The organism is Vibrio zhanjiangensis, assembly GCF_030161235.1.
Lineage (GTDB): Bacteria > Pseudomonadota > Gammaproteobacteria > Enterobacterales > Vibrionaceae > Vibrio > Vibrio zhanjiangensis.
Map to the genome: position 1 here is coordinate 16909 of NZ_BSPW01000020.1, position 26081 is coordinate 42989.

At 44.5% G+C, this 26081-nt stretch carries 22 protein-coding genes and 9 tRNA genes; 20 read left to right on the top strand and 11 right to left on the bottom strand.

What is annotated here, in order from left to right; all coding sequences use genetic code 11:
* Positions 1 to 2: 2 nt before the first annotated feature.
* The 20 genes from QQK21_RS04605 (at position 3) to tldD (ending at position 23163) form a co-directional block, all read left to right on the top strand.
* Positions 3 to 848: an ExeA family protein gene (locus QQK21_RS04605; protein WP_284191025.1), complete on the top strand. Its 846-nt coding sequence runs from the start codon at positions 3 to 5 to the stop codon at positions 846 to 848.
* Complete coding sequence (locus tag QQK21_RS04610; RefSeq protein WP_284191026.1) at positions 845 to 1897, top strand: tetratricopeptide repeat protein; 1053 nt, start codon at positions 845 to 847, stop codon at positions 1895 to 1897. Before QQK21_RS04605 ends, QQK21_RS04610 begins: the two co-directional genes overlap by 4 nt.
* Positions 1887 to 3611 carry an MSHA fimbrial ATPase MshE gene (mshE, locus tag QQK21_RS04615; RefSeq protein WP_284191027.1) on the top strand — a complete coding sequence of 575 codons (1725 nt, stop codon included), beginning with the start codon at positions 1887 to 1889 and terminating at the stop codon, positions 3609 to 3611. Before QQK21_RS04610 ends, mshE begins: the two co-directional genes overlap by 11 nt.
* 8 nt (positions 3612 to 3619) lie before the next feature.
* Entirely contained in the window at positions 3620 to 4840 is a 1221-nt protein-coding gene (locus tag QQK21_RS04620; protein WP_284191028.1) for a type II secretion system F family protein, read from the top strand.
* Entirely contained in the window at positions 4824 to 5297 is a 474-nt protein-coding gene (locus QQK21_RS04625) for an MSHA biogenesis protein MshF (protein ID WP_284191029.1), read from the top strand. Before QQK21_RS04620 ends, QQK21_RS04625 begins: the two co-directional genes overlap by 17 nt.
* A gap of 80 nt (positions 5298 to 5377) precedes the next feature.
* On the top strand, positions 5378 to 5947 hold the full coding sequence (locus QQK21_RS04630) for a prepilin-type N-terminal cleavage/methylation domain-containing protein (protein ID WP_431313100.1): 570 nt from the start codon (positions 5378 to 5380) through the stop codon (positions 5945 to 5947).
* A 37-nt stretch (positions 5948 to 5984) separates the two neighbouring features.
* A complete protein-coding gene (locus tag QQK21_RS04635; RefSeq protein ID WP_284191069.1) occupies positions 5985 to 6440 on the top strand; it encodes a type II secretion system protein in 456 nt (151 codons plus the stop codon).
* 143 nt (positions 6441 to 6583) lie between these two features.
* The gene (locus tag QQK21_RS04640; protein WP_284191031.1) at positions 6584 to 7084 is read left to right on the top strand and encodes a pilus assembly FimT family protein; all 501 of its coding nucleotides are present in this window, start codon (positions 6584 to 6586) and stop codon (positions 7082 to 7084) included.
* Positions 7062 to 7625, top strand: coding sequence for a prepilin-type N-terminal cleavage/methylation domain-containing protein (locus QQK21_RS04645; protein WP_284191032.1), 564 nt, complete (start codon positions 7062 to 7064; stop codon positions 7623 to 7625). The genes QQK21_RS04640 and QQK21_RS04645 overlap by 23 nt, the downstream gene beginning before the upstream one ends.
* Positions 7622 to 8398: a PilW family protein gene (locus QQK21_RS04650; protein WP_284191070.1), complete on the top strand. Its 777-nt coding sequence runs from the start codon at positions 7622 to 7624 to the stop codon at positions 8396 to 8398. The genes QQK21_RS04645 and QQK21_RS04650 overlap by 4 nt, the downstream gene beginning before the upstream one ends.
* Positions 8370 to 8792, top strand: a complete 423-nt coding sequence (locus QQK21_RS04655) for an MSHA biogenesis protein MshP (protein WP_284191033.1) — start codon at positions 8370 to 8372, stop codon at positions 8790 to 8792. Before QQK21_RS04650 ends, QQK21_RS04655 begins: the two co-directional genes overlap by 29 nt.
* Positions 8789 to 12268: a DUF8470 domain-containing protein gene (locus QQK21_RS04660; protein WP_284191034.1), complete on the top strand. Its 3480-nt coding sequence runs from the start codon at positions 8789 to 8791 to the stop codon at positions 12266 to 12268. The genes QQK21_RS04655 and QQK21_RS04660 overlap by 4 nt, the downstream gene beginning before the upstream one ends.
* A gap of 204 nt (positions 12269 to 12472) precedes the next feature.
* On the top strand, positions 12473 to 13516 hold the full coding sequence (locus tag QQK21_RS04665) for a rod shape-determining protein (RefSeq protein ID WP_114787462.1): 1044 nt from the start codon (positions 12473 to 12475) through the stop codon (positions 13514 to 13516).
* Positions 13517 to 13573: 57 nt separating this feature from the next.
* Positions 13574 to 14461, top strand: coding sequence for a rod shape-determining protein MreC (gene mreC / locus QQK21_RS04670; RefSeq protein WP_284191035.1), 888 nt, complete (start codon positions 13574 to 13576; stop codon positions 14459 to 14461).
* Positions 14451 to 14939 carry a rod shape-determining protein MreD gene (gene mreD / locus QQK21_RS04675; RefSeq protein WP_284191036.1) on the top strand — a complete coding sequence of 163 codons (489 nt, stop codon included), beginning with the start codon at positions 14451 to 14453 and terminating at the stop codon, positions 14937 to 14939. The genes mreC and mreD overlap by 11 nt, the downstream gene beginning before the upstream one ends.
* A 2-nt stretch (positions 14940 to 14941) precedes the next feature.
* Positions 14942 to 15502, top strand: coding sequence for a Maf family protein (locus QQK21_RS04680; RefSeq protein ID WP_284191037.1), 561 nt, complete (start codon positions 14942 to 14944; stop codon positions 15500 to 15502).
* Positions 15503 to 15525: 23 nt separating this feature from the next.
* Positions 15526 to 16995, top strand: a complete 1470-nt coding sequence (rng, locus tag QQK21_RS04685; RefSeq protein ID WP_284191038.1) for a ribonuclease G — start codon at positions 15526 to 15528, stop codon at positions 16993 to 16995.
* Positions 16996 to 17002: 7 nt separating this feature from the next.
* Complete coding sequence (locus QQK21_RS04690; RefSeq protein WP_431313099.1) at positions 17003 to 20890, top strand: YhdP family protein; 3888 nt, start codon at positions 17003 to 17005, stop codon at positions 20888 to 20890.
* Positions 20890 to 21708, top strand: a complete 819-nt coding sequence (locus QQK21_RS04695) for a carbon-nitrogen hydrolase family protein (RefSeq protein ID WP_284191072.1) — start codon at positions 20890 to 20892, stop codon at positions 21706 to 21708. The genes QQK21_RS04690 and QQK21_RS04695 overlap by 1 nt, the downstream gene beginning before the upstream one ends.
* A 9-nt stretch (positions 21709 to 21717) precedes the next feature.
* The gene (tldD, locus tag QQK21_RS04700; protein WP_284191039.1) at positions 21718 to 23163 is read left to right on the top strand and encodes a metalloprotease TldD; all 1446 of its coding nucleotides are present in this window, start codon (positions 21718 to 21720) and stop codon (positions 23161 to 23163) included.
* A 111-nt stretch (positions 23164 to 23274) separates the two neighbouring features.
* Here the strand turns inward: tldD and QQK21_RS04705 are convergent.
* The 11 genes from QQK21_RS04705 to QQK21_RS04755 all read right to left on the bottom strand — a co-directional run bounded on the left by QQK21_RS04705 (position 23275) and on the right by QQK21_RS04755 (position 26063).
* Positions 23275 to 23350 (bottom strand) — tRNA-Asn (locus QQK21_RS04705).
* Between the two features lie 5 nt (positions 23351 to 23355).
* A tRNA-Thr gene (locus QQK21_RS04710) sits at positions 23356 to 23431 on the bottom strand.
* 37 nt (positions 23432 to 23468) lie between these two features.
* Positions 23469 to 23544, bottom strand: a tRNA-Asn gene (locus tag QQK21_RS04715).
* Positions 23545 to 23549: 5 nt separating this feature from the next.
* A tRNA-Thr gene (locus QQK21_RS04720) sits at positions 23550 to 23625 on the bottom strand.
* Positions 23626 to 23674: 49 nt separating this feature from the next.
* Positions 23675 to 23750, bottom strand: a tRNA-Phe gene (locus QQK21_RS04725).
* Between the two features lie 327 nt (positions 23751 to 24077).
* A tRNA-Asn gene (locus tag QQK21_RS04730) sits at positions 24078 to 24153 on the bottom strand.
* 35 nt (positions 24154 to 24188) lie between these two features.
* Positions 24189 to 24264: transfer RNA gene (locus QQK21_RS04735), tRNA-Phe, on the bottom strand.
* A gap of 7 nt (positions 24265 to 24271) precedes the next feature.
* Positions 24272 to 24347 (bottom strand) — tRNA-Thr (locus QQK21_RS04740).
* Positions 24348 to 24396: 49 nt separating this feature from the next.
* Positions 24397 to 24472: transfer RNA gene (locus QQK21_RS04745), tRNA-Phe, on the bottom strand.
* Between the two features lie 104 nt (positions 24473 to 24576).
* On the bottom strand, positions 24577 to 25716 hold the full coding sequence (gene mltC / locus QQK21_RS04750) for a membrane-bound lytic murein transglycosylase MltC (RefSeq protein ID WP_284191040.1): 1140 nt from the start codon (positions 25714 to 25716) through the stop codon (positions 24577 to 24579).
* 71 nt (positions 25717 to 25787) lie between these two features.
* Entirely contained in the window at positions 25788 to 26063 is a 276-nt protein-coding gene (locus QQK21_RS04755; protein WP_284191041.1) for an oxidative damage protection protein, read from the bottom strand.
* Between the last annotated feature and the right edge of the window lie 18 nt (positions 26064 to 26081).

The following is a 26081-nucleotide window of genomic DNA, read 5'->3' on the forward strand; positions in this document are numbered from 1 at the left end:
CTATGTATCTTGAACACTTTGGTTTGACTCAATTTCCCTTCCACCTTACCCCAAATACAGAATTATTCTTAGGTTTGGAGCCTCACTATGAGGCCATTCAAACCGTTCATTCTGCAATTCGGATGGGCGAAGGGTTAATTAAAGTCACAGGGGAAGTAGGAACTGGCAAAACTATGGTATGCCGGATACTGGTTAATCAATTAGCGCAAGAAGTGCAATTGGTATATTTGCCCAACCCTGCTCTGAATGGTGATGAGTTGCGTCGAGCTATTGCTACTGAACTCGAGGTGACATCTTCTGATGCCACTACGCTCGTTGGTGACATTCAAGCTAAACTTATAGAGTTAGCTCGCTTAGGTGCACAGGTGGTTTTATTTGTTGATGAAGCTCAGGCTCTTAGTGATGAAGCGCTAGAAGTATTACGTTTACTTGGTAATTTGGAAACCGAACACTTTAAATTATTACAGATAGTATTGCTTGGTCAGCCAGAATTAGACAGACGCTTGGAGCAGCATCATTTGCGCCAGTTTAGACAGAGAATTACCTTTAGTGCCCAACTAAGAAGGCTAACGCTCTCAGAGGTGGTAGCTTATATTGATAATCGGTTAGAGAAATCGGGGGCTGACAAAGAGTTATTCACGTTAGGGCATAAGAAAGCAATTTGGAAAGCCAGTCGAGGAATACCTAGGCTTATAAACCAAATTTGCCACAAGTGTTTAGTGCTTGCATGCAGTCAAGGGAATGAATGGGTAAATAATAGGCATCTCTTCAGTGCCATCCATGATACCTATGACAGCTGTAAACCAAAATTTAAAAGCCCACTGATATGGGGCTGGAGTCTATCATGAGTGCGATTAATAATGCTCTTTCTGAGTTGGCGAAAAGTCGTTCGCATCAACAACCTGAATCGGTCGTGAAGGCGCATGTTAAGCCAATTAAACAGCGTAGAGTCTTCCCTTGGGTGATGGGCAGCTTTGCGTTAAGTCTCGCTGTGGGAGGATGGACCTTATCTGTTCAATCTCCGTTAGCAACTCAGCAAAGTTCGACACCCAAAGTGAAAACGCCATTACCCATTGAAACTCTATCTCCGACAGCAAAATCTTCAGTGAGTGCAGACACTATTTATGTCGCACAATCTGCAGGGAGTGTTCAAAAAAAACAAGACAGTATTGCGCTTGGAAAGGAAACAAAAACGCCTTCATCAGCTCTGCAGCCGAGCAAAATCCAACCTCAGAAAAGTGTGAAATATAGTAATCTCAATGGTTCTCAGAAAGGGGAAATGGTGATTCAGCAAGTTGAATTATCGCCATCACAGCTGTCTGAAAAGGCCCAACACAGAGCGAATAAAGCGTTGGAAAATAATAATATTGACCAAGCTTTAGATGAATACCAACAGGCTCTTCGCTATGAACCCAACAATATTGAAGTGCGCAAAAAATTATCGGCACTCTACTATGGAAAAGGAGATGTTAGGAAGGCAGTAGAGATACTGAATAAAGGTATCCAGATTGATAAAGAGTCCTCTGTACTCAGGTTAGCCCTTGCCAAGTTACTGATTAAAGAAAAACAAAACGACGCAGCGTTAACGGCTCTTGTGTATGTGCCGCAGCAAGCATCGGTCGATTATATCTCATTAAGAGCGGCACTCGCACAAAAAGCCAATCATGATGAAATTGCACTCAATAGTTATCAGAGCTTGGTTTCGTTAGAACCCGATTCAGGACGTTGGTGGCTTGGTTTGGGCATTCAACAAGAGAGAGCCCTGGATTTGTCTAGTGCAGAAGAGGCTTATCAACAAGCTTTAACGAAACTTGGTTTATCAAGTCAATCTCAGCAGTTTATTCGTGATCGCTTAGCTTTGATCCGTCACTTGGAGGACCATAAAAGTGCAGATTAAACTTAGAAAACGCCTCGGGGACTTGCTGGTTGAAGAAGGGATAATTACCGAATCTCAGGTAGAAGACGCGTTGGCTGCGCAAAAAAGCTCAGGAAGAAAGTTGGGAGCAACGTTAATTGAGCTGGGCTTTTTGACGGAAAGTGAGATGCTGAACTTCTTATCACAGCAGCTTGATGTTCCTCTTATTGATTTGGCAAGAGCGCACGTAGATGTTGATGCGGTACAAATTTTACCTGAGGTGCATGCCCGCCGATTGCGGGCTATGGTGATTGGCCGTCAAGACAATACTCTTAGAGTGGCCATGAGTGACCCAGCAGACTTGACAGCTCAGGAGGCGTTGCTCGATCAGTTATCACAATACAAGATAGAATTTGTTATCACCCCTGAGAAACAATTGGTTGATGGCTTTGACCGCTATTACCGCCGAACTAAGGAAATCGCCTCCTTTGCTGAACAATTGCAAGCTGAACATCAGGTTACAGATTCATTTGATTTCAATATTGAGGATGAAGACAGCGACGAAGTCACGGTGGTGAAACTCATCAATTCATTGTTTGAAGATGCGATTCAAGTTGGCGCCTCTGACATTCATATTGAACCTGATGCCGATGTGCTGCGTCTGCGCCAACGTATTGATGGTGTGTTACATGAAACATTATTAAATGAAGTGAATGTCGCGCCTGCGTTAGTACTAAGGCTTAAATTAATGGCCAATCTGGATATTTCTGAAAAGCGTTTGCCTCAGGATGGGCGCTTTAATATTCGTGCGAAGGGGCAATCGGTGGACATACGTATGTCGACTATGCCAGTGCAGCACGGAGAATCTGTGGTGATGCGCTTGCTGAATCAGTCGGCGGGAGTGCGTAAACTGGAAGAGTCGGGCCTTCCTGAACACCTACTGGTAAGACTAAGACGTCAACTAAAACGGCCACATGGCATGATCTTGGTTACAGGCCCCACAGGTTCTGGTAAAACGACCACACTCTATGGAGCGATTACTGAGCTCAATCAGCCAAGTAAAAAAATCATTACCGTTGAAGACCCTGTTGAATATCGCTTATCGCGAGTGAATCAGGTTCAGGTCAATCCCAAAATTGACCTAGGTTTTGCCACTATCTTACGCAGCTTTCTTCGTCAAGACCCCGACATTATTCTGGTAGGGGAGATGCGGGATCAAGAAACGGTTGAAATAGGGCTGAGAGCGGCATTAACTGGTCATTTGGTATTAAGTACCCTACATACCAACGATGCGGTTGATAGTGCTTTGCGTATGATGGACATGGGAGCGCCAGGCTATCTGGTGGCTAGTGCCGTGCGAGCGGTTGTTGCGCAGCGTTTAGTACGTAAAGTATGCCCAGACTGTAAAGCCGAAGATAAGTTAGAAGAGGCCAAGAAGCAGTGGTTAGCACAGCGTTTTCCAAATCAAGAGCAAGCGTCTTTTGTTAGAGGCCGAGGTTGCCAAAATTGTAATCTTACAGGTTATCAAGGAAGGATAGGTGTGTTTGAAATGCTCGAACTTGAGCAAAATATGATGGATAAATTGAGAGCCGGTGATGCAGTGGGTTTTGCGTCTGTTGCTCGGCAAGCTGAAAATTACAAACCTCTTTTGGCATCGGCTATGGAGCTCGCTTTACAAGGCGTGGTGAGTTTAGATGAAGTGATGACGCTTGGTGAAGGTGATGCGTCAGGTTCTGTTGATGCTATTTATTTGTAGGTTAACAAATGCCAGTATTTCGCTATGAAGGACGAAATCTCGATGGCTCTGCTGCAACAGGGCAAATTGATGCTGCTAATGAAGAAGCCGCGGCTGAATCTTTGATTAATAAAGGGGTGATTCCTACCACCATAACGGTTGGTGGTGGAGGTCATGCTCTACATTTTGATTTTAGAGCCTTATTGACTCCCTCGATTCCGTTAGAAGTGCTCGTGATATTTTGTCGTCAGCTATACAGTCTGACTAAGGCAGGTGTACCGCTTCTCCGTTCTATGAAAGGGCTTACCCAAAATAGCGCCAACAAACAGCTCAAAGAGGCTTTAGAGGAAGTTGCGCATGAGCTGACTAATGGCCGGGGCTTGTCTGCTTCAATGCAGATGCACTCTAAAGTATTTAGCCCATTATTTGTTTCACTGATTAACGTTGGAGAGAACACAGGCCGTTTAGACCAAGCACTATTGCAACTGGCAAATTACTACGAACAGGAAGTGGAAACCCGCAAGCGGATAAAAACCGCAATGCGTTATCCTACTTTTGTGCTTAGTTTTATCCTTGTCGCGTTATTTGTTCTCAACGTCAAGGTGATTCCTCAATTCGCGAGTATGTTTGGGCGTTTTGGTGTCGATTTACCTTTACCGACAAGGATCATTATTGCGACATCTGATTTCTTTGTTAATTATTGGGGCCTGCTTTTAGCGGTATTGCTGGGGGCTTTCATAGGCTTTAAAGCATGGCAGCGAACGGTAAAAGGTCAGGAAGCGTGGGACAAGTTTCGTCTGCGTATGCCAATCATTGGTGATTTAGTTAATCGAGCCCAATTGTCTCGTTTTTCGCGTACCTTTGCCCTGATGCTTAAAGCGGGAGTTCCGCTTAATCAATCATTGGCACTTTCTGCTGAAGCTCTAGAAAACAAGTATTTGGAAAACCGTTTGCTGGAAATGAAATCATCAATTGAAGCGGGAGGAACCATTTCATCAACAGCGAGTAATACTCAAATTTTTACCCCTCTCGTATTACAGATGATTTCTGTCGGTGAAGAAACCGGACGGATTGACGAACTGTTGCTTGAGGCGGCAGATTTTTATGATCGTGAAGTTGATTACGATCTTAAAACACTCACCGCGCGGATAGAGCCACTCTTATTGGTAGTGGTTGCTGCCATGGTCCTCATCCTTGCGCTCGGCATTTTCTTACCCATGTGGGGTATGTTGGATGCCATCCAAGGCTAGGGTGGTCTCGATATTTGGCCACTACAAAATGGCGCTGTGGTTTGCGGTTATATGCACATTATTACTAAGTCTACTATCATCTGTAGAGAAGCTGAGAGTAAATATCGAGGATACTGCCTTTGCCGTTGCGACGAAGAGAATTCTTGATAGGGCCAATTTATACAAGCAGCAATGGGTGCTGAGTGGTCAACCTGAGCAGTTAACGATTGACGGTCACGCGGTCAATTTTTCAAGCAACGGATGGGTGAAGCCTAAAAATGGTGACGAATTTGACCTCTGCCTTTCATGGTTTTTGGTGCTTTATCCAGAGCGAGTTGTTATCGATGAAACGCCGTCAAGTGTAGAAAATTTCTCTGAATTAAACAGTTACAGGTGTGACTATATTTTTTCCCAAGGCAAGAGAATCAGAATTGAGCTGGTAGAAGGTAAGTTCAGTATAGATATCATAGATAGATAGAATGTTATTGTTAATATTTATGTTGGTTATGCATGGCGCGTTAAGTATAATGCGCGCCGCTGAATGGCGAGTTGATAATGATACAGAGTAAGCATACGGGTTTCTCTTTAGTTGAGCTTGTGGTGGTGATTGTGATTGTCGGTTTACTCGCAGTGGCAGCGCTGCCACGGTTTTTGGATGTGACCGACCGAGCCAAAAAAGCCAGCGTAGAAGGCGTTGCTGGGGGGTATGCCACTGGTGTGCTGTCTGCTCGCGCGCAGTGGGAAGCCGAATCTCGCCCTTCGGTAACTGTGAATACAGAAACCTACAATAGTGTTAACTACGACGGCGTTGAGTTTTGGCTCACAAGGGCGAAAAACAGCAGCAATGTTGATACTGGTTATCGTGATGGGTATCCCTGGGCAATAAGAACGGATGATAATTATCCGACTACCTTAACCAATCAGATTTGCGTTGAGTTGATGGAAAACCTATTACAAAACTCCCCTGATGTTGAAAGGGTAGACAACATCGCAAGCAGCAATAATGTTAAATATTCTGCACAAGCTGATAACAATGAGCGTTGCACCTATATCCAAAATGTAGGCGGTGTAGACAATCAGTTCGTTTATGAGATTAAAACTGGCCGTGTGGTGGTTACCATACAGTAGCTAAGTGGCGGATTAATGTTAAAAGGAATATAAGATGATGAAAAGACAAAGTGGCTTCACCCTTATTGAACTCGTTGTAGTGATTGTCATTCTGGGGATCTTAGCGGTGACCGCAGCCCCTCGTTTTCTCAGTCTTCAAGGTGATGCTCGAGGAGCATCCTTACAGGGCTTGAAAGGGGCAATAGATGGTGCTGCTGGTATTGTGTATGGTAAAGCGGCTGTAGAAGGGCTAGAAACGGCCTCTACAGCAACCGATGTGTCGGCTGGGGGAACAACGATCAGTACGATTTATGGTTATCCTACCGCGAACGCTGCTGGTATTGGCGCAGCCGTCACAGGACTTGATACCGATTGGGCAGTGGCTGCCAGCGTAGCCGACACGTCAATTAGCTATGGGTTTGTCGGCAATCCGTCAGCAACTTGTTCTGTTACCTACACTCAGGCCACGTCAAGTGCACCAGCCTCATCAAGTGTTGATGAGTCCGGCTGTTAACCCATTTTTAAGGCCAGCTTTGCTGGCCTTTTTCTTCTTAGTTCGTTTTTCAGCATTTTTTCGAACATTGAGACTAGACCAATCACTGCTTTTATATTCGGCACCTATAATTAAAACGCAGACATAAACGATAATAGATTGATATGCCCATAAAACAGTGTCAAGGCTTCACGCTTGTTGAACTCATCACCATTGTTATCCTACTTGGGATTATTTCTGTATATGCCTCTAGTCGTTTTTTTGGCAAAAGTAGCTTTGATGCACAGCTTATCGAGCAAGAGGTGCTCTCTTCTTTGCGCTTAACTCAGCTTCGCTCTATGAATCGTGTTGGCTTTTGCGGACGTTGGATGATGGATAATAACCAAGCCATGCAAGTGTCACCACAGGTGGCGAATGACGCTTGTAGTAATACTTTTCCCGCTGATATTAGTGATAGCAGTTATGTCAATGCCCAAGCGGTTAATGTACAGCTGACTCTTGCTGCGGATGGCAATGTGAGCATGATTGACTTTGATGGTTTGGGCCGTCCAGAACAGTGTGTTTTGAGTGAATGTACTGTGACCATAGTTGGCCAATCTGGTCCAGCACGATATGTATGCATTAATTCACAAGGAGGGATCTATGCCAAAGCATCAAGTTGCTAAGACGCGAGGTTTTACTCTGGTTGAAATGATCATAGTGATCACCATTATGGCGATTGCGGTAGGTGGTATTGCCACCACGCTTTTTCCTAAAGGAAAACAAAGTGCTGAGCATATTGCTGCGGTAAAAGCGGCGGAGCTTGGGCGCGCGGTCATGGATGAGGTGTTAGGTCGAAATTTTGATCAAAATTCAGGCCCCAATGGTGGTTTGCCTGAATGCGTGTTGCTAACTGGGCAGAGTAATTCGTGTACCTTAGCCGAGAGTTTGGGAGAAGAAGCTGGTGAAAGTGACAACACGCTTTACAATGATGTTGATGATTTTCATGGTGTGGCGGGCAGTGCTCGTGATGTCCTAGGCTCTGATCTTGATGATGGTTATCAAGGTTATACTGTTGCGATTGAGGTTTTCTATGAAGCCTTTAACAATGGTGTGATGCAAGGAACCGTGTCTTCAACGGCGACTCACTATAAGCGTATTGAGGTGGTTGTGACAGATCGTCAGGGGAATCGTTACCCATTTGCGACGATTAAGGGCAATTACTGATGCGCGGGTTTACTCTGATTGAGATGGTGATCTCGATTACTTTGCTCGGTATTGTCGGTTTATTTATTGGTGAGGTGATACGCCAATCTTTGGTGCTTTACTCTGATTCAGCCAGTCGTGAGGCGCTTGTTCAGCAAGGGCGGTTTGTCACAGAAAGGTTGAGGCGAGAAATCCGTGAAGCAATACCCAATAGTGTTATTGTTAGCGACGATTGTATTGAAATCTTGCCCATTACCAATAGCGCCATTTATATCGATCTTCCTTCTCCTTCGTCTGCTGCGTCGACTATTCGAGTACTGCCGATTGAAAAAAGCATTCCAGCCAATGAACGAGTGGTGGTCTATCCTACCGATGCCGCTGAACTTAGGGCTGATGTGGTCAGTCTGGGGCAAACCGCACAAGTGGCTACTGCGGTTGATTTTTCCGTCAGTGGCGCCACCACATCCATGGTGGATGTGAGCTTAACACAGCCAAGCGGCTTCATAACGCTTAGTCCTGCCGATCGCCTTTATTTCTACCGTGAACCTGTCGCGTTCTGTCTGGTCGGTAATGAGTTATTGCGTTATTCCGGCTATCCTTTAACAAGAGCCTCGTTAGCACCAGAGTCCCTCAATACTGGAGTTCGAGTAGCAGGTAATCTCAATGATGTCACTTTTGTGGTTAGCCCGCCACAGTTGCAGCGTAATGGTTTGGTGAAAATAGAACTGGTATTTGAGGACAAAGGGGAACAGATAAGGTTTGATCATGATGCACTTATCTACAATACGCCGTAAACAATCAGGCAGTGGTTTGCTACTTGTGGTGTTTATTATCGTTGTTTTAGTCGGTTTTGTTGCCATTGTTGCCAATCGTAACCAAGAGCGCAGTAGCGATCAATTTATTGCATCGATAATAGGGACCAGAGCTGAGATGGCGGCGCGATCAGCGGCTCAAGTTGAACTGAGCCGTTTTTATCAAACCACCACAGAAGGCAGTTGCCATTCTTCTTCAACCCAAACCATGACCTTGCAAGGAAATGGCTTTTACCAATGTTCTGCAACGGTGAGCTGCCTCGATGTTGGCCAACTTGACGACGGACGAAATATTTTTCAGCTGACCTCTATTGGCCTCTGCAATCTTGGTGATTGGCAGTTGCAAAGAGTGATCAAAGTAGGGCTAAAACAATGAAATGGCTGTCGTACATCAGTTGTTTCTGGGCTGGTTTGTTTTGCTCGGTTTTTGTGTATGCAGCGCCTGTCTGTACCGATGTGTTCACCGACCCACCAACGGGAAACCAAAGCCCTGATGGTATTATTCCGCCTCCAGATGTGATTGCAGGGACCAGCTCAAGCCTAGACTGTTTTGTCAGTGGGGGCAGCACGCTTTGCTATGAAGGCGCAAATACAATACCCGCAAACTTTACGCCTGGTGATTACAGCTATTTTCAAGGACGATTTTCCAATCGTTCAGAGTTGACCACTAACGGTGTCACCACTCGCCTTTATTTTGATAGTTTGCAACTTATTAATGCTTCCCTCAACCCCAATGGACAACCTGAAGAGTTATTTATTTATGTTGCTGGTGATCTTTCTATTACAGGGCGAAATACAATCAATGGGATTATTTATGTTGCGGGTTCGGTGAATATTGCCGGTAACGCTGAAATAACGGGGGCTGTTGGTGCTGGCGGTGCGCTCACAATAAGAGGCAATAGTGATGTCATCATAGATCCTGATGCGATCAATAATGCTGATTTGCTGGATATGTGTGATAGTGGTTCTACTCCATCACCAGAGTGTTTCAGTGACGACTTTAACAGCGGGATATTATCCAATTTATGGGTAACATCAACCAGTAAAGGTTCTTTTCAGCCTCAAATTATCAGTAATAGACTGAGGTTTACTCAAGCAATCCAAAATCAGGCGACATCTTCGACCTATCAACGACTTTTTCCTGCCGCGGACAATTTAGTCGAGATAGAGTTTGATCACTTTGCTTATGGTGGTAATGGCGCAGATGGAATAGCAATTGTACTCTCTGATGCCCTAGTCACGCCCAAAGCAGGGGCGTTTGGAGGGCCACTTGGTTATGGCTTTAAGCCCAACGAACCGGGATTTGCAGGTGGTTGGCTTGGAGTTGGGATTGATGAATATGGTAACTTCTCTAGAGAAGGCGGACAAGGTTATGCGCCTGGGCGTAGACGGCAGTCTGTTGCGATCCGTGGATCGGGTGTCGATGAAACAGGGTATCGGTATTTGGCGGGGGCTTGTAATAATGGTCAAAATAATGCCAATGGTAATTGTTTGTCTCCCACCGTCGATAATAATAATTCAAGTTCAGTTCATCGATATCGAATTGTGGTTGATTCTCAAGTGACCAATCAATCACAGGTCGAAATTTCACGTAAGATAGGTAACGGTAGTTGGCAATCTATTGTTGGCCCTATCAATGTCTTAGATAGTCAATACAATCAAGAAGCTGTGCCTGCTGACTTTTTACTTTCAGTGACGGGCTCTACTGGGAGTGTGACTAATATTCACGAGATTGATAATTTTGAAGTTTGCGCACTGCGTTCACGACCTATTGGTGATCAAATCGATCATTTCCGAATTACTCATTCAGGACAAGGGATTACGTGTAATAAATCGGAAGTTACGATTCAGGCTTGCCAAAATGTCACTTGCAGTGAACTGTTTACTGGCAATGTCAGTGTCACATTGAAGCCAGAAACTGTACCAGGGGGCGGTGGTTGGGAAGGCGGTAATACACAGACTTTTAGCGGCGGCTCTGGAACTTTTTATATCAGAAAGTTCCAGCCAGGCTCGGTAACATTAGATGTGCTAGGCTCTAACCCGCCAGCTCGACCATTCTCAACCAACTTATGTCAAATCAACGGAGGGGGATTTAGTTCCAGTAACTGTAATTTGGAATTTTCTGATAGCGGGTTTTTGATTGATGTGGCGGATAAATACGCCGCTGAATTGGTTGATATCACCATCAGTGCCGTTAAAAAGGGCGACAGCAATACCAAGTGTGATGCCCTGTTTAGTAATCAGACGCGAGACGTGCAGCTGTGGAGTGAATATGTAGATCCCAACAGCAGTGAGCTGATAGGAAGCCCGAAAGTATCACTCGGTAACGCCACCGCGCAGGCTGATATCGCCAATAATCAAGCAGAGGCGGGAACGTACCCGCTTAGCTTTGATATTAACGGTCAAATTAGCTACAAGCTCAATTATTACGATGCCGGCCAAGTCAGTGTAAATGCGCGCTATGATGGGACAAGAGATGATCTTGGCCTTGTTTTAACGGGTTCGGATAATTTTGTTAGTTTTCCTGATGCATTATCTGTCACGGCAAAAAATGCGTCAGGCGTTGAAGTGGAATGTACGCCTGTCGATGCCTCTTGTAATTGGTTTACTAAGGCGGGAGCAAATTTTAATCTCGAAGTAACGGCATTAAACCAACTCAGTCAGCCTACGCCTAATTACAAGCACAGCGCAATGACCATAGCTCATAATTTGGTGTCTCCAAGCACCGCGGATTCTCAACAAGGCACCTTAAGTACGGTGACGTATGATCATACCCCAGTCATTGATAGCACCAATACCATTGTTCAATCATTGTCTGAAGTTGGGGTGTTTGATTTTATCATCACACCACCTACCAGCTACCATGGCAGCAGCGCAAAAACCATTGAACCTGCACAGAGTAAGTATTTGCGTTTTATCCCCGCTTATTTTGCCGCTTCGGTTGTTCAATCTCCAACGTTGAGTCCAGCATGTGGTAGCTTTAGTTATATTGGTCAGCCATTTGGATATTTGATAGAGCCTCGCTTAGCACTCAATCCGAAAGCAACGGATGGTTCAGCGGTTAAGAATTATGAATTTGGTGATTTTTGGCGTTATGAAAGCAACAATTGGAGTGGGCGTACTTATACTGACAGTAGCGGCCTGTCGATGAGCTATGCGGCAGGGGCAAGCGTAGAGAGATTTAGTGATATTAACAATAATACCATTGTGCACTTGCAAAATGAGTCAATGACCTACGCGAAAGGCACGGCACCTATCAGTCCATTTACGGCTGATTTTCAACTTACACTTACGGCAAGCCATATTACCGATGACGATGGCGTATGCTATAAAACGGCGGATTCTGATTCAAACGCGGATTGTCTAGGCATTAACTTTACCAATATTGATAATTCAATGCCGCTTCGTTGGGGGCGTTTATTGCTCAACGATACTTATGGCTCAGAGCTCTCTGCGCTCAGACAACGACTTGAGCTGCAATATTACACTGGAAATTATTTTACCACCAATACGGATGATTCTTGCAGCAGCTTTGGTAGCATCACTAACTTTTCTTTGAATTCGGGCGATTATACCCTTGTCACCAGCGGCAGCGCGACACCACCAGAGGTTAATGTTTCTCTTATGTCAGCGACGGCTAGCAGCGGAGAATCTTGGCTAGAATTCAGCGCACCTGGCTCAGGAAATACCGGCAGTATTACGTCGTCTTTTGATATAAATGCTAATGCATTGCCATGGCTTAGAGAGGATACGGACAATAATGGTAGCTTTGATGATTCTGTCTCTGGACTGGTCCAGTTTGGTATCTACCGTGGAAGTGATCGGGTGATCTGGTGGAATGAGCAAAACTAGGGTAATTTTGTGCTGAACAAAAAAACATCACTATCGATAAACACGGCGTATCCATTGCGTGATTTTTCGACTTTGGTTAGGAATCTGTTAGAAATTACAGATTTCCTCCTATGTTTATAGCTCAATACCTTGCTGATACCGCTAGGCATTGGTACATTTAGTGCAATTTTCTATCTTCTAATTCTTTCAGGACGAGCGAAGAATATGTTCAAAAAACTTCGTGGCATATTTTCTAATGATCTATCTATCGATTTAGGTACTGCCAACACTCTTATTTACGTCAAAGGACAAGGTATTGTTCTAGACGAGCCTTCCGTCGTCGCTATCCGTCAAGACCGTAACAGAGCAGGTAAAAGTGTTGCTGCTGTGGGTCATGGAGCGAAACAAATGCTAGGCCGTACACCGGGTAATATTTCTGCCATTCGTCCCATGAAAGACGGTGTGATAGCAGATTTTTACGTAACGGAAAAAATGCTTCAGCATTTTATTAAACAAGTTCATGACAACAGTGTGCTAAAGCCAAGTCCACGAGTGCTTGTCTGTGTTCCTTGCGGTTCAACTCAAGTTGAGCGAAGAGCGATTCGTGAGTCAGCACTCGGTGCTGGAGCGCGTGAAGTCTATCTTATCGATGAGCCAATGGCGGCGGCGATTGGTGCCGGCCTTCGCGTATCAGAACCAACTGGCTCTATGGTGGTCGATATTGGCGGTGGTACGACAGAAGTTGCGGTAATCTCACTCAATGGGGTGGTTTATTCATCGTCTGTTCGTATCGGTGGTGACCGCTTTGATGAAGCTATTATTAATTATGTGCGACGTAATTACGGCAGCTTGATCGGTGAAGCAACGGCAGAAAAAATTAAACATGAGATTGGTTCTGCCTACCCAGGTGATGAAGTTGAAGAAATTGAAGTACGTGGCCGCAATTTAGCAGAAGGTGTACCACGCAGCTTTAGCCTTAACTCCAATGAAATCCTTGAAGCTCTACAAGAGCCCTTAACTGGAATCGTCTCTGCAGTCATGGTTGCGCTTGAGCAATGCCCACCAGAGCTTGCGTCTGACATATCAGAGAATGGTATGGTCCTGACAGGTGGCGGTGCCTTGTTGAAAGATCTTGACCGTCTTCTTACTGAAGAAACGGGTATTCCAGTCGTTATCGCAGAAGATCCATTGACGTGTGTTGCGCGTGGTGGTGGTAAAGCTTTAGAAATGATCGACATGCATGGCGGCGATCTTTTCAGTGAAGAATAATCAAGTCGGCCTGAATTAAAATAAGGCCTGTTTGGCTATACAAGGAACTCATACTCAATGAAGCCGATTTTTGGCAGAGGACCTTCACTTCAGTTACGGTTGTTTTTTGCGGTCATTATGTCAGCCAGTCTTATGCTGGCTGACAGTCGTTTAGGTGCGTTTGCTCAAATTCGTTATCTTCTCAATAGCATGGTTGCACCCATTCAATATTTGGCAGATGTCCCTCGTGTCATATTTGACGATGCATATGAGCGATTTAATGTCCGTCAAGATTTTATGGAAAGCAATTACAAACTTAAACGTGAAATTCTGCGTCTAAAAAATGATATGTTGCTACTTGATCAGTACCGGGAAGAAAACCAACGCTTGCGTAAGCTCTTGGGATCTTCGTTTGTTCGTGATGAACGTAAAGTAGTGACGGAAGTGATGGCAGTGGATACATCCCCCTATCGCCAACAAGTTGTCATTGACAAAGGTCAGATAGATGGCGTGTATGTGGGACAGCCTGTCGCCAATGAAAAAGGGATAGTAGGGCAAGTCACTTTTGTGTCAGCGCATAACAGTCGAGTTCTTCTTCTCACTGATAGTCAAAGTGCTATTCCTGTTCAGGTCATTCGAAATGACATTCGTATTATCGCCTCTGGTAATGGGTCGATTGACCGGATCAATCTAGACCATATTCCCATCAGCCTCGATATTGAAGAAGGTGATTTACTGGTCACGTCTGGCCTTGGCGGTGTGTACCCTGAAGGTTATCCAGTGGCGCACGTAGCCAAAGTGATGCGTGATACTGCAAGAGAGTTTGCTGCCATCGAAGCTGAACCTGTGGTTGATTTTGAACGTCTACGTTATTTGCTCCTCATATGGCCCAATGATTCTAGACAGCACAAAATTCAACAGGTATTGCCGGAAAATACGCAAGAGGTAAAGGCTAGTGGCGAATAGTGTTTTGAAAGGCAAGATGGTGATTGCCTTTTCGTTTTTAATTGCTTTAACGTTGCAGACCATACCTTGGCCAGGTGTTTTCGATCTGTTGCGTCCTTCTTGGCTGTTTTTGGTGACTTGCTATTGGGTTTTAGCTTTGCCGCACCGAGTCAATGTTGGTACTGCTTTGATGCTAGGGTTGTTATGGGATCTTTTGCTCGGTTCAACGCTTGGTATACGTGGCATGATGATGTCAATCGTGGTTTACCTAGTTGCACTTAACTTCTTAGTTCTACGCAATATGGCGCTTTGGCAACAAGCAATATTGATTGGTTTGCTTTCCATGATGCTGGATGTGTTGATTTTTTCTGGCGAATACCTGGTTCAGGAAGTGGCATTTAACCCGCTGTTGCTATGGAGTGGTCTTATCAATGCTGTTCTTTGGCCATGGCTATTTTTGCTGATGCGCCGCGTTAGACGACACTGGCATGTGAGGTAATCGTGGAAAAAAAACTATTATTGGCCTCTGGTTCTCCTCGGCGTAAGGAACTGCTAACACTACTCGGTTATCACTTTGATGTGATCCGAACCGATGTTGAAGAACAGCAGAAGTTACTTGAAACGCCGAGACAATATGTTGAGCGCCTTTCCAAAGATAAAGCATTGGCTGGCCTGCAGATAGAAAATGAAGCGGTGGTTATTGGTTCAGACACTATTGTGGTGTGTGATAGTAAGGTATTGGAAAAACCCAGCAATTTCGAGCATGCTAAACAGATGCTTATGACACTATCTAACCGAGCTCATCAAGTAATGACGGCCGTGACTATAGTGAGCAGGGAACAACAACATACTGTGGTCGTCACCACGGATGTTTGGTTTAAACGATTGTCAGAAGAAGAAATAGAACAATATTGGCAAACGGGTGAGCCGTGTGATAAAGCTGGTGGTTATGGAATCCAGGGAATTGGAGGACGTTTTGTAATACGTATTGAAGGTAGTTATCATGCCGTAGTAGGCCTACCATTATTCGAAACAGACCAGCTCTTGCACAAATTCTTATAATTTTAATACATTGAGGTGTGCTCATGAGTGCAGAGTTGTTAATCAACGTCACACCGAGTGAAACTCGAGTGGCTATGATTGAAGGGGGAACTCTTCAAGAAATCCATGTTGAACGTGAGTCTAAGCGTGGCATTGTGGGTAATATCTACAAAGGCAAAGTCAGTCGTGTATTGCCAGGCATGCAGGCCGCATTTGTTGATATTGGCCTTGATAAAGCGGCCTTTCTTCATGCCTCTGATATTGTTCCCCATACCGAATGTGTCGCTGAAAATGAAAAGCAGCAGTTTCAGGTTCGTGACATCTCTGAGTTGGTTCGGCAAGGCCAAGATATAGTGGTGCAAGTCGTAAAAGACCCTCTCGGTACTAAAGGGGCACGCCTAACGACAGATATTACACTTCCCTCTCGCTACTTGGTGTTTATGCCCGGAGCAAGCCATGTTGGTGTATCACAGCGTATAGAAAGCGAAGAAGAGCGGAATCGTTTAAAAAAAGTTGTCGGACATTACTGCGACGAGGAAGGTGGGTTTATTATCCGAACCGCGGCTGAAGGTGCAGATGATAAAGAATTATCCCAAGATGCGGCTTTTTTGAAACGCCTTTGGTCTAAGGTGAATGAACGTCGCACTAAATACAAAACCCGTTCAACTCTGTATGGTGAGTTAGGCCTTTCGCAACGAATTCTACGCGATTTTGTCGGTACAGAGCTGACCAAAATATTGGTGGACTCTCGGTCGGAGTTTGAAAACCTGCAAGAGTTTACTTCAGAGTATGTCCCAGAGCTTACCAGTAAACTTGAATTGTATGATGGTGATAAGCCAATCTTCGATATGTACGATACTGAAAATGAGGTTCAACGCTCTTTAGAGCGTAAAGTAGAGTTAAAGTCGGGTGGGTACCTTATTATTGATCAGACGGAAGCGATGACTACTGTCGATATTAATACAGGGGCTTTTGTTGGTCGCCGTAATTTAGAAGAAACAATATTTAACACCAATATAGAAGCAACCCAAGCGATAGCGCGTCAACTTCGATTGCGAAATCTAGGTGGTATTATAATTATCGACTTTATTGATATGACATCGGAAGAACACCGTAAGCGAGTGCTTACGTCCCTTGAGATTGCCTTGAATAAAGATAGAGTAAAAACAAACATTAATGGGTTTACTCAATTGGGGCTGGTTGAAATGACACGTAAACGCACCCGAGAGAGTATTGAGCATGTTTTATGTTCAACTTGCCCAACTTGCAAAGGTCGAGGTAGCGTTAAGACTGTCGATACCGTGTGTTATGAAATTTTACGCGAGATAACACGGGTGAATCGAGCCTATGAGGCAGATAAGTTTTTGGTTTATGCCTCTCCTTTGGTCGCAGACAACTTACAAGGTGAGGAGTCGCACGCATTGGCAGAATTGGAAGTCTTTATTGGCAAGCAAGTGAAAGTACATGCAGAGCCTTTGTATGTTCAAGAGCAATTTGACGTTGTCATGATGTAGGCTGTGTGTGAATAGATTAACCGCTCAACTTATTCTTCGCGGACTGGCGTGGCTAACGGTAGTCTTTTTTGTCACTTTAGCGGTGATGGTCACCACTCTTAGGATTGCGTTGCCACAGCTTAATCATTTCAAAAGTGAAATTCAGCAGTGGGTTAACCAAGGCTCAGAATTGGATTTTGAAATTGAGCAAATTAGCGGTTTTTGGCGCAATACCCATCCCTCCATATCACTGAAAAATGTGCAAGCTAATACTCCTGAGGCCAGTGGGATTCACTTTTCTGTGCAGACCGTGGAAGTTGAGTTTGATCTTGTTCAATCGCTGCTAGACATGAGGCCTGTGATTGCGGATCTGAGTATGTACAATCTCAACTTAGATTTGAGCTCTATTGCTTGGGCGCAATCTGGTGAAAGTAAAGTCTTACAGCCTAAAACCGAGCAAAAAAGTGTTATTGAGAAATTGGATCAATTGTTATTACGGCAGCTAGACAGCTTTCTTTTACAAGACTCTTTGATTCGCCTTCAAGGTATCGATGGTTCCGTTCGAGATCTCGACATCAGTCAGCTGTTTTGGCAAAACAAGGGGCGACGCCATATTGCTGATGGTGAAGTCAGTATTACAGGTACTAATCTAAACTCGGCGAAAGTCAAAGCGAATTTTGTTGATCATGGCTCTTTAGCTGAAGTCAGCGGCGAATTTTATCTGGCGGTCGATAATGTCTTAGTGACGCCTTGGCTAACTCAATATCTTCAAACAGAAACTGGTATTGAGAAAGGGCAAGTAAGCCTAAATACATGGATAACGCTCGAACATAATCAGCCAGTCAACGCTTATCTTGAACTGGAACCTTCGGAGCTTATTTGGAAAGAAGGGCAACAACATGAGTTGTTAATTGAATCCGGAATTTTGCAGTTAGAGCCAACTCGTGATGGCTGGCAAGTCAATGCTCGTGCACTCAAATTAAGAACTGATGACGAAGCTTGGCCTGAGCTTGATTTTGCGCTTAGATGGCAGCCTGAAAGATGGTCTCTCAATATATCTCAACTGGATTTGAAGGCCATAGCCCCCTTAGCCAAATTATTTCCTGATTCAAAACAAGCTTCGCAAATGCTTGAGACATTGAATTTAACTGGCAGGCTTGAAGACATCCGTCTATCAATGAATGGGACAGATCTAGACTCACTGAGATATTCACTACAGCTTAGCGATGGGGGTATCAAGCAGTGGGAGCTTCTGCCAGGTGTCCATCACCTTTCAGCCAACTTATCCGGTAACCGCTACCAAGCTCAATCAAGGGTGAGTATTATTGACGATGTCCTGCCTTATGGTCAGGTATTTCAGGCTCCGCTTAACATTAAACAGGGTGAACTTGATATTGTTTGGCAAAGTGATAGTCGTGGATGGAGTCTTTGGGCAGATAAAGTGACGGCGGCCACTGCGGATCTGCAAGTTTTGGGCGCCTTTCGTCTAGATTTTCCCATAGATAAAAGTCCATTTTTGTCTTTTTATGCTGAGGCGGACCTCTACAATGCAGGGCAAACTTGGCGCTATTTACCAGCATTAGCTCTGGGACGTGATTTAACTGACTATTTATCAAGTGGTATTCAAGCTGGCAAAGTCAAAACCGCCAAATTGCTTTGGTATGGAGAATTAGAAGATTTTCCATACAGCAATAATGATGGAGTGTTTCAGGCATGGGTTGGGCTTGAAGATGCCAAGTTTAGCTTTGATACGGCTTGGCCGACGATCACTGACTTACAGTTGGATTTATTGTTCCAAAACGACGCGCTTTACCTAGACTCTCACCGTGCCACTTTAACCGATATAAAAGCAAGCCGTATTACTGGGCGAATACCACGACTAGGCCCAGGAGGACATATTGAAATTGAAGCGAGTGCCACCGCACAAGGCAACTCGGTGAGAGATTATATGATGTCATCACCGCTTGTCGATTCAGTTGGAGCGGCCTTAACTGCGGTACAAGTGAAAGGAGAGGTTAAGTCAAGCTTTAAACTCAATATTCCTTTCGATTCCGAGGCCGAGTCTAGAGCATGGGGATATGCGGATTTGACCGAGGCTGACGTTGCGATTAAAACGCCCGCTATAAATTTGGAGAAAGTGTCTGGACGAATTGAGTTTGATAATGATGTGGTTAGCGCGGCTGGGCTTACAGGAAAATTACTTGAGCAGTCTGTCGCACTGGATTTCAGGGGAGAAAACGCAGAGCGGGGATATGACGTTAATATCGATGTGCTTGGTGATTGGGAGCTAAAACCTCTTACTTCCTATTTGGGCAAGCGGTGGATTGATCCTGTCAATGGCCATGTTCCTTGGCAAATGGGCATAGGGATTCAACTCACAGATGTTGGCTTTTCCTACCAAATTGATACTAAGGCCGATCTAAAAATGGTCGCTAGCCGCTATCCTTATCCTTTGAACAAGTCGCTTAATCAAGCATGGAAAGCACGTATGCAGGCTTCTGGAAATCAGGAAAGTATCAGTGCCCGTTTACAATTACCCAACCTTAAATACCAAACCGAAATTGATATCCGCCCAGATATCCCTGAACTGAAAGCGACAAACCTTATTCTGGGTAAGGGGAGCTTCAAAATTAGCCCAATTTCTGGTCATCAGGCACAAGTTAGGCTCGATAAATTGAATTTCGATCAATGGATAGACTTGGTATCCACCCCTATCCGTGGAGATAAAGCTGCCCTTGACAAGATAAATACACCTGAGATTCCAGTGCCACATCGCATTGATGTCAATGTTGAAGAACTGACACTTGGTGGGATCTGGTGGAATGACGTCGATTTTAGAGCTAAGCGGAAAAACTTGGGTTGGCATATGAGCCTTGAAAGCCAAGAGGCGGCTGGAGAGGCAAACTATATTGAGCCTTATGATCTTTCTGTTTCGCTCGAGAGATTACATGTTTACGTTCCTGCTTTGGATAAAGAGTACAAAGATGTCACATTGTTTAAAACGGGGCGAGATCAGAATGTACTCATCAGTGATTTCGAACGTTCGTTTCATCAAAATATTCCCAATATCACCTTGGCAATTGATGATTTCTGGATGCAAGGCTACAAGGTTGGTAAGGTCCTATTGGATCTGGAACGCCATGGCGAAGTACTTGAATGGAAGAAACTGAACTTTGAGAGTGGCAACAATAAAGTTGATATGAGTGGCTCATGGCGTCTGGGAGAGCAGCAAAGTCATACTCAGTTCACTATCAAGATGTCTGGTGAAAACAATAGCGATATTATGGAGCGCTTTGGTATTACATCAGGAATTCAACAAGCCCCGTTTGATCTTGATTCTAAGGTTGAGTGGGATGGTTCTCCATGGTCAATGAAAATCAGCACCTTGGAAGGACATGTTGCTATGAAACTGGGTAAAGGCCAAGTGAGCGGGGCGAGTGGTGCGGCAAGGCTTTTGGGATTGTTTAGCCTCGACTCTATTATACGCAAGATGCAGTTAGATTTTAGCGACGTATTTGATGGTGGTCTGGCATTCAACTCTATTAAGGGAAGTGGTGATATTAAGAATGGTATATTTCTTACCAACGATATCAAAATGGATGCGTTGGCTGGTGAGATGACGATCAAAGGACTGGCCAATTTAAACTCTAAAACAGTTGATGCTGAAGTGAACTTTGTTCCCGATATTACATCGGGCATTCCTGTCCTGACCGCATTTGCAGTGACACCAACAACGGCGCTGTATGTTTTAGCAATAACAACCGTTATTTCTCCTGTGGTTGAAGTATTTACCCAGGTTAATTATGAAGTTAAAGGACCACTCGACAACCCAGAGGTAAAAGAGCTATCGAGAAGCAAGGGTGAGTTTGAATTACCAAAAGGTCTACGTGAGGCGATTAATAGGGAAAATAAGTGATGCCAAAAGTAGGAATCATTCAGATGACTTCGGGGCCAGACCCCCAAGCAAATCTAGCCTATATTAAAAATCAGGTCGCATCATTGGCTGAGCAAGGGGCTGAGCTAATTGTGACTCCGGAGAATAGCTTAGTATTCGGTAGCCGAGACGATTATCATCAGATGGCTGAGCCTCTAAACCAAGGAATCATTCAAGAGCAGTTATCCCGGATAGCACAATCTGAACGGGTATTTCTCGTTGTGGGTAGTTTACCAATTCGTCGTGCTGAGGGCGTAACAACGACATCATTAGTGTATGATCCTCAGGGGCATATGCTCGTACATTATGATAAGTTACATATGTTTGATGTTGATGTGGCCGATTCTCACCAGCATTACCGAGAATCAGAAACCTTTATACCTGGATCGCAAATTGTAAGCCTTGATACTCGTGTTGGGCACCTTGGCCTATCCATTTGTTATGATCTGCGCTTTCCGCATCTCTACAGTGAGCTGGTTCAGCAAGGGGCCAATATATTGTTAGTCCCTGCCGCATTTACAGCGGTAACAGGCGCAGCCCACTGGGAGTCTTTGCTGCGAGCTCGGGCTATCGAAAATCAAAGCTGGATTGTAGCAGCCAATCAGACGGGAGTGCATCCATGTGGCAGGGAGACGTGGGGCCACTCTATGGTGATATCTCCTTGGGGCGAAGTGGTTGCCAGTCTGAGTAACTGTCCTGATAATTTGGTCGTTGACTTAGATTTGGATCGAGTTGACGCTATTCGAGCGGCTATGCCAACTCTCAAGCACATTCGCTTTAAAACCCAACTTAATGTTTAAGAGCTAACTATGACAATAAATCATGTAGAAGAGGCATTGCTATCTTCAGGGGACCTAACACAACGGGACATCGAGCAAACCTTGGCAAGTATTGCCACTCGTCAGGTCGACTATGCTGACATTTATTTTCAGTCGAGTTGGCACGAATCACTCGTTCTTGAAGACAGCATTATTAAAGATGGTTCTTTTAGTATTGATCGGGGGGTTGGTGTTCGAGCGGTGGCTGGTGAGAAAACAGGTTTTGCTTATTCGGATCAAATCCAGCTCGATTCCCTAAAACAAAGTGCTCAAGCAGCGCGTGGTATTGCTCAGGCGGGGCAAAGTGCTCAAGTCAAGGCTTTGATACCCAGCAGTAACCAACAAGTCTATGATGCGCTAAATCCTCTAGAGAGTTGGGAAAAGCAGCAAAAAACTCAGTTGCTTAAAGAATTAGATGCTTATATCCGAACGAAAGAGCCTTTGATCAAAGAAGTATCGATAAGTTTAAGTGGTGTCCATGAGCAAATTCTCGTTGCCGCCACAGATGGTACTTATGCTGGCGATATTCGACCGCTAGTTCGTCTATCTATTAGTGTATTAGCTCAGCGCGGTGAAAGACGTGAACGAGGTAGCTCTGGTGGCGGTGGGCGATTTGGTTATGACTTTTTCCTTAGCCAAGACCAGAATAACAAAGTGGCTTACCATTATGCAGATGAAGCCATACGTATGGCACTTGTTAACTTAGAAGCCGATGCTGCCCCCGCAGGTGCTATGCCAGTTGTCTTAGGGTCAGGATGGCCTGGAGTCTTATTACATGAGGCTGTTGGCCATGGTTTAGAAGGCGATTTTAATCGCAAAGAATCGTCCGTGTTCAGTGGCAAAATCGGTGAAAAAGTGACGTCAAATTTATGCACCATTGTTGACGACGGGACGCTTAAAGACTTGCGTGGTTCGCTCAATATTGATGATGAAGGAGTTGTTGGGCAGTACAATACTCTGATTGAAAATGGTGTATTGAAAGGCTATATGCAAGATAAGCATAATGCTCGTTTGATGGGAGTAGAGCCAACAGGAAATGGACGCAGAGAATCATACGCCCATTTACCTATGCCTCGCATGACCAATACCTATATGCTGCCGGGACAGCATGCACCAGAGGAAATTATTGCGACGGTAGAAAAGGGGTTGTATGCCCCCAATTTTGGTGGAGGGCAAGTGGATATAACGTCTGGAAAATTTGTATTCTCAGCATCAGAAGCTTATCTGATTGAAAATGGAAAAATCACACGGCCAGTGAAAGGAGCAACCTTAATTGGCTCTGGGATTGAGGCCATGCAGCAAGTGTCTATGGTCGGTAATGATTTGAGTATAGATCGCGGCGTCGGCGTGTGTGGTAAAGCTGGACAGAGTGTGCCTGTGGGAGTCGGTCAGCCTACTCTAAAACTTGACTCTTTAACCGTTGGTGGTACGGATTAAGCCCACTATTATGGTATTGGGCTGTTAAAAATGTCAGCCCAATACGATACGCGCAGAAAGATTTCTCTGGGTATAAAAAAGCCTCATCAAGTGATGAGGCTTTTTTGAAAGTGGCTCCCCCTGCGGGACTCGAACCTGCGACATACGGATTAACAGTCCGCCGTTCTACCAACTGAACTAAGGGGGAATAGATGGTGCCGACTACCGGAATCGAACTGGTGACCTACTGATTACAAGTCAGTTGCTCTACCTACTGAGCTAAGTCGGCACTTTGATCAGCGATTTTTATCATTGACCATTAAAAGTGGCTCCCCCTGCGGGACTCGAACCTGCGACATACGGATTAACAGTCCGCCGTTCTACCAACTGAACTAAGGGGGAATAAATGGTGCCGACTACCGGAATCGAACTGGTGACCTACTGATTACAAGTCAGTTGCTCTACCTACTGAGCTAAGTCGGCACATTTTATTTTTAATTGCTGCTGAATTTCACCAACAATCTATAAATTGTGGTGCCCGGAGGCGGAATCGAACCACCGACACGAGGATTTTCAATCCTCTGCTCTACCGACTGAGCTATCCGGGCAACGAGTTGTATTAAACGGTTTTTCGTCTTTAAGGTCAATATTAAATTGCAAAAAAAATATTGTTTGCTGTTTTTCTATACTTAATGGGCTGTTTTTACTCGTTAAGGGCTAGAAGCGTATAGCACATAATAGAAGTTAAGCTTCAAACCACAGGAAATAGTGAAACAATATGATAGAAAAACCAGTGTTGAGTGCAGTTTTCTTTGGCTTGTTAAAGAAATATCTTGTGAAAAGGCTATTCAGTTGAGTATTGGTAAGCTAGGTGCGCCAAGTCTTTGTGATATAGATGCAAAAAAGCCTCATCATGTGATGAGGCTTTTTAAAAGTGGCTCCCCCTGCGGGACTCGAACCTGCGACATACGGATTAACAGTCCGCCGTTCTACCAACTGAACTAAGGGGGAATTATTTGTGTACCCTAAGGTAAAGCACCAAATAATGGTGCCTCGAGGCGGAATCGAACCACCGACACGAGGATTTTCAATCCTCTGCTCTACCGACTGAGCTATCGAGGCAAATAAATGGTGCCGACTACCGGAATCGAACTGGTGACCTACTGATTACAAGTCAGTTGCTCTACCTACTGAGCTAAGTCGGCACATTTTATTTTTAATTGCTGCTGAATTTCACCAACAATCTATAAATTGTGGTGCCCGGAGGCGGAATCGAACCACCGACACGAGGATTTTCAATCCTCTGCTCTACCGACTGAGCTATCCGGGCAACGGAGCGCTATTAAACGGATTTTCGCTCGTGACGTCAACTTGTTTTTGGAAAAAAATGTAAAAAACGAGTTGAGTGCCGATAATTTAGACACATTGTGCTGATTAGGATTTTCCGGAGTTAAAATCCTTTTGAAACTTTGTGACTTTTTCTAAGTAGCGGCGAGCTTCTGCATTCGGATGTTTTTTGGTTAGAGCCCAATAAACTTGGTTGGGTTGCAGTGAATTAAGATCGCGCATGGCTCGTTTTCTATCACCACGGTTAAAGGTATTTAACACCCCCCCGGTGCCGCCATTGTAGGCTGAAATCATGCTGTACTCTAAGGACGTTGGATGTTGAACTTCTTTAAGATAACGATTTTTGAGTATGTAAAAATAGGCAGTCCCAGTGTCGATATTATTTTCTGGATTGAACAAGTATTCAGGTGAAGGCTGACCTGAGGTGTTTTTTACCAGTTTAAATACGTCGCGTCCTGCAGTTTTGGGCACGACTTGCATCAATCCATATGCATTTGCCCAACTTACTGCGTAGGGGTTAAAGCTGCTCTCGGTTTTGATGATGGCGTATATCAAGTCTTCGGGGATGCCATACTTACGTGATGCTCGCTGAACTATGTCGGCATATTTATAACTGCGTATTTCTACTTGCTCTTCTACCATAGGAATTTCGACGTAGTAAGCTTTTTTGAAATCGACATTTTTGACCTTTAACTTGTTTGCAATCAAATAGTCGGCAAATCGGCTGGCGCGCCATGACCATTGAATCGGCTTATTATCTTGGTCGACGACTTGTCGATACAAAAAGGGCTCACCTTCTAGTTTGATATTTTTTGACGAGAATAAATCGACATTTGCCGGATCGTCTGGTGTCAGCAAAGTGGTGACTATGGCATTTTTGAGGTGTCCTTTGGGGTCGGTGGGCGACACGGTTTCTATAGTAATGGTTCCTTTATCGAAGTTAACTTCAGAGCGGCTAAGGTAGTTGTCGATATATTTGACATAGTTGCTTTTGCCAGCAAATTTGATCTCTTTTCGCCCCCAGCGCTTTTCTATGTTGCCAGAAAAACTGTTGATCAAGGCATCCAGAGCGGCGGTGTCTTTTTGAAACTGCCCAGGTAGCTCGGCAAGATTTTTGGCAAAACGGTTGGTCGGTTCATAGTTGACATCATAGATGTTCTCAATGAACTCTCGGCTGCATCCTGCGAGCACGACGACTAACAAAAAGTAAGCTAACTTCGTTTTCATATCTTTCCTAAAAAAATGACATCAAGTTTGAGTGTTGATGTCATTTTCTCTATCTCTTTTTAACCGTCACCCTACGACTCACTTGGTGGAGTATAGCCTTCAATGTGAACGTCTTTTCCTTCAAATAAGAAATTGACCATTTCAGTTTCGATTAATTTACGGTGCTCAGCATCCATCATGTTGAGTTTTTTCTCGTTGATCAACATGGTTTGTTTGTGTTGCCACTCAGCCCAAGCTTGTTTAGAAATAGTGTCAAAAATTCGTTTTCCTATTTCTCCAGGATAAAGCTGAAAGTCTAATCCTTCGGCTTCTTTTTGTAGTCGAGCACAAAATACGGTGCGGCTCATAATGACTCCTTCGAGTGG

Bases quoted from the DNA above. Each gene is read 5' to 3' on its own strand.
- QQK21_RS04605 (WP_284191025.1), top strand. From the start codon at position 3: ATGTATCTTGAACACTTTGGTTTGACTCAATTTCCCTTCCACCTTACC.
- QQK21_RS04610 (WP_284191026.1), top strand. From the start codon at position 845: ATGAGTGCGATTAATAATGCTCTTTCTGAGTTGGCGAAAAGTCGTTCG.
- QQK21_RS04620 (WP_284191028.1), top strand. From the start codon at position 3,620: ATGCCAGTATTTCGCTATGAAGGACGAAATCTCGATGGCTCTGCTGCA.
- QQK21_RS04625 (WP_284191029.1), top strand. From the start codon at position 4,824: ATGCCATCCAAGGCTAGGGTGGTCTCGATATTTGGCCACTACAAAATG.
- QQK21_RS04635 (WP_284191069.1), top strand. From the start codon at position 5,985: ATGAAAAGACAAAGTGGCTTCACCCTTATTGAACTCGTTGTAGTGATT.
- QQK21_RS04640 (WP_284191031.1), top strand. From the start codon at position 6,584: ATGCCCATAAAACAGTGTCAAGGCTTCACGCTTGTTGAACTCATCACC.
- QQK21_RS04645 (WP_284191032.1), top strand. From the start codon at position 7,062: ATGCCAAAGCATCAAGTTGCTAAGACGCGAGGTTTTACTCTGGTTGAA.
- QQK21_RS04655 (WP_284191033.1), top strand. From the start codon at position 8,370: ATGATGCACTTATCTACAATACGCCGTAAACAATCAGGCAGTGGTTTG.
- QQK21_RS04660 (WP_284191034.1), top strand. From the start codon at position 8,789: ATGAAATGGCTGTCGTACATCAGTTGTTTCTGGGCTGGTTTGTTTTGC.
- QQK21_RS04665 (WP_114787462.1), top strand. From the start codon at position 12,473: ATGTTCAAAAAACTTCGTGGCATATTTTCTAATGATCTATCTATCGAT.
- mreC (WP_284191035.1), top strand. From the start codon at position 13,574: ATGAAGCCGATTTTTGGCAGAGGACCTTCACTTCAGTTACGGTTGTTT.
- rng (WP_284191038.1), top strand. From the start codon at position 15,526: ATGAGTGCAGAGTTGTTAATCAACGTCACACCGAGTGAAACTCGAGTG.
- QQK21_RS04695 (WP_284191072.1), top strand. From the start codon at position 20,890: ATGCCAAAAGTAGGAATCATTCAGATGACTTCGGGGCCAGACCCCCAA.
- tldD (WP_284191039.1), top strand. From the start codon at position 21,718: ATGACAATAAATCATGTAGAAGAGGCATTGCTATCTTCAGGGGACCTA.
- mltC (WP_284191040.1), bottom strand. From the start codon at position 25,716: ATGAAAACGAAGTTAGCTTACTTTTTGTTAGTCGTCGTGCTCGCAGGA.
- QQK21_RS04755 (WP_284191041.1), bottom strand. From the start codon at position 26,063: ATGAGCCGCACCGTATTTTGTGCTCGACTACAAAAAGAAGCCGAAGGA.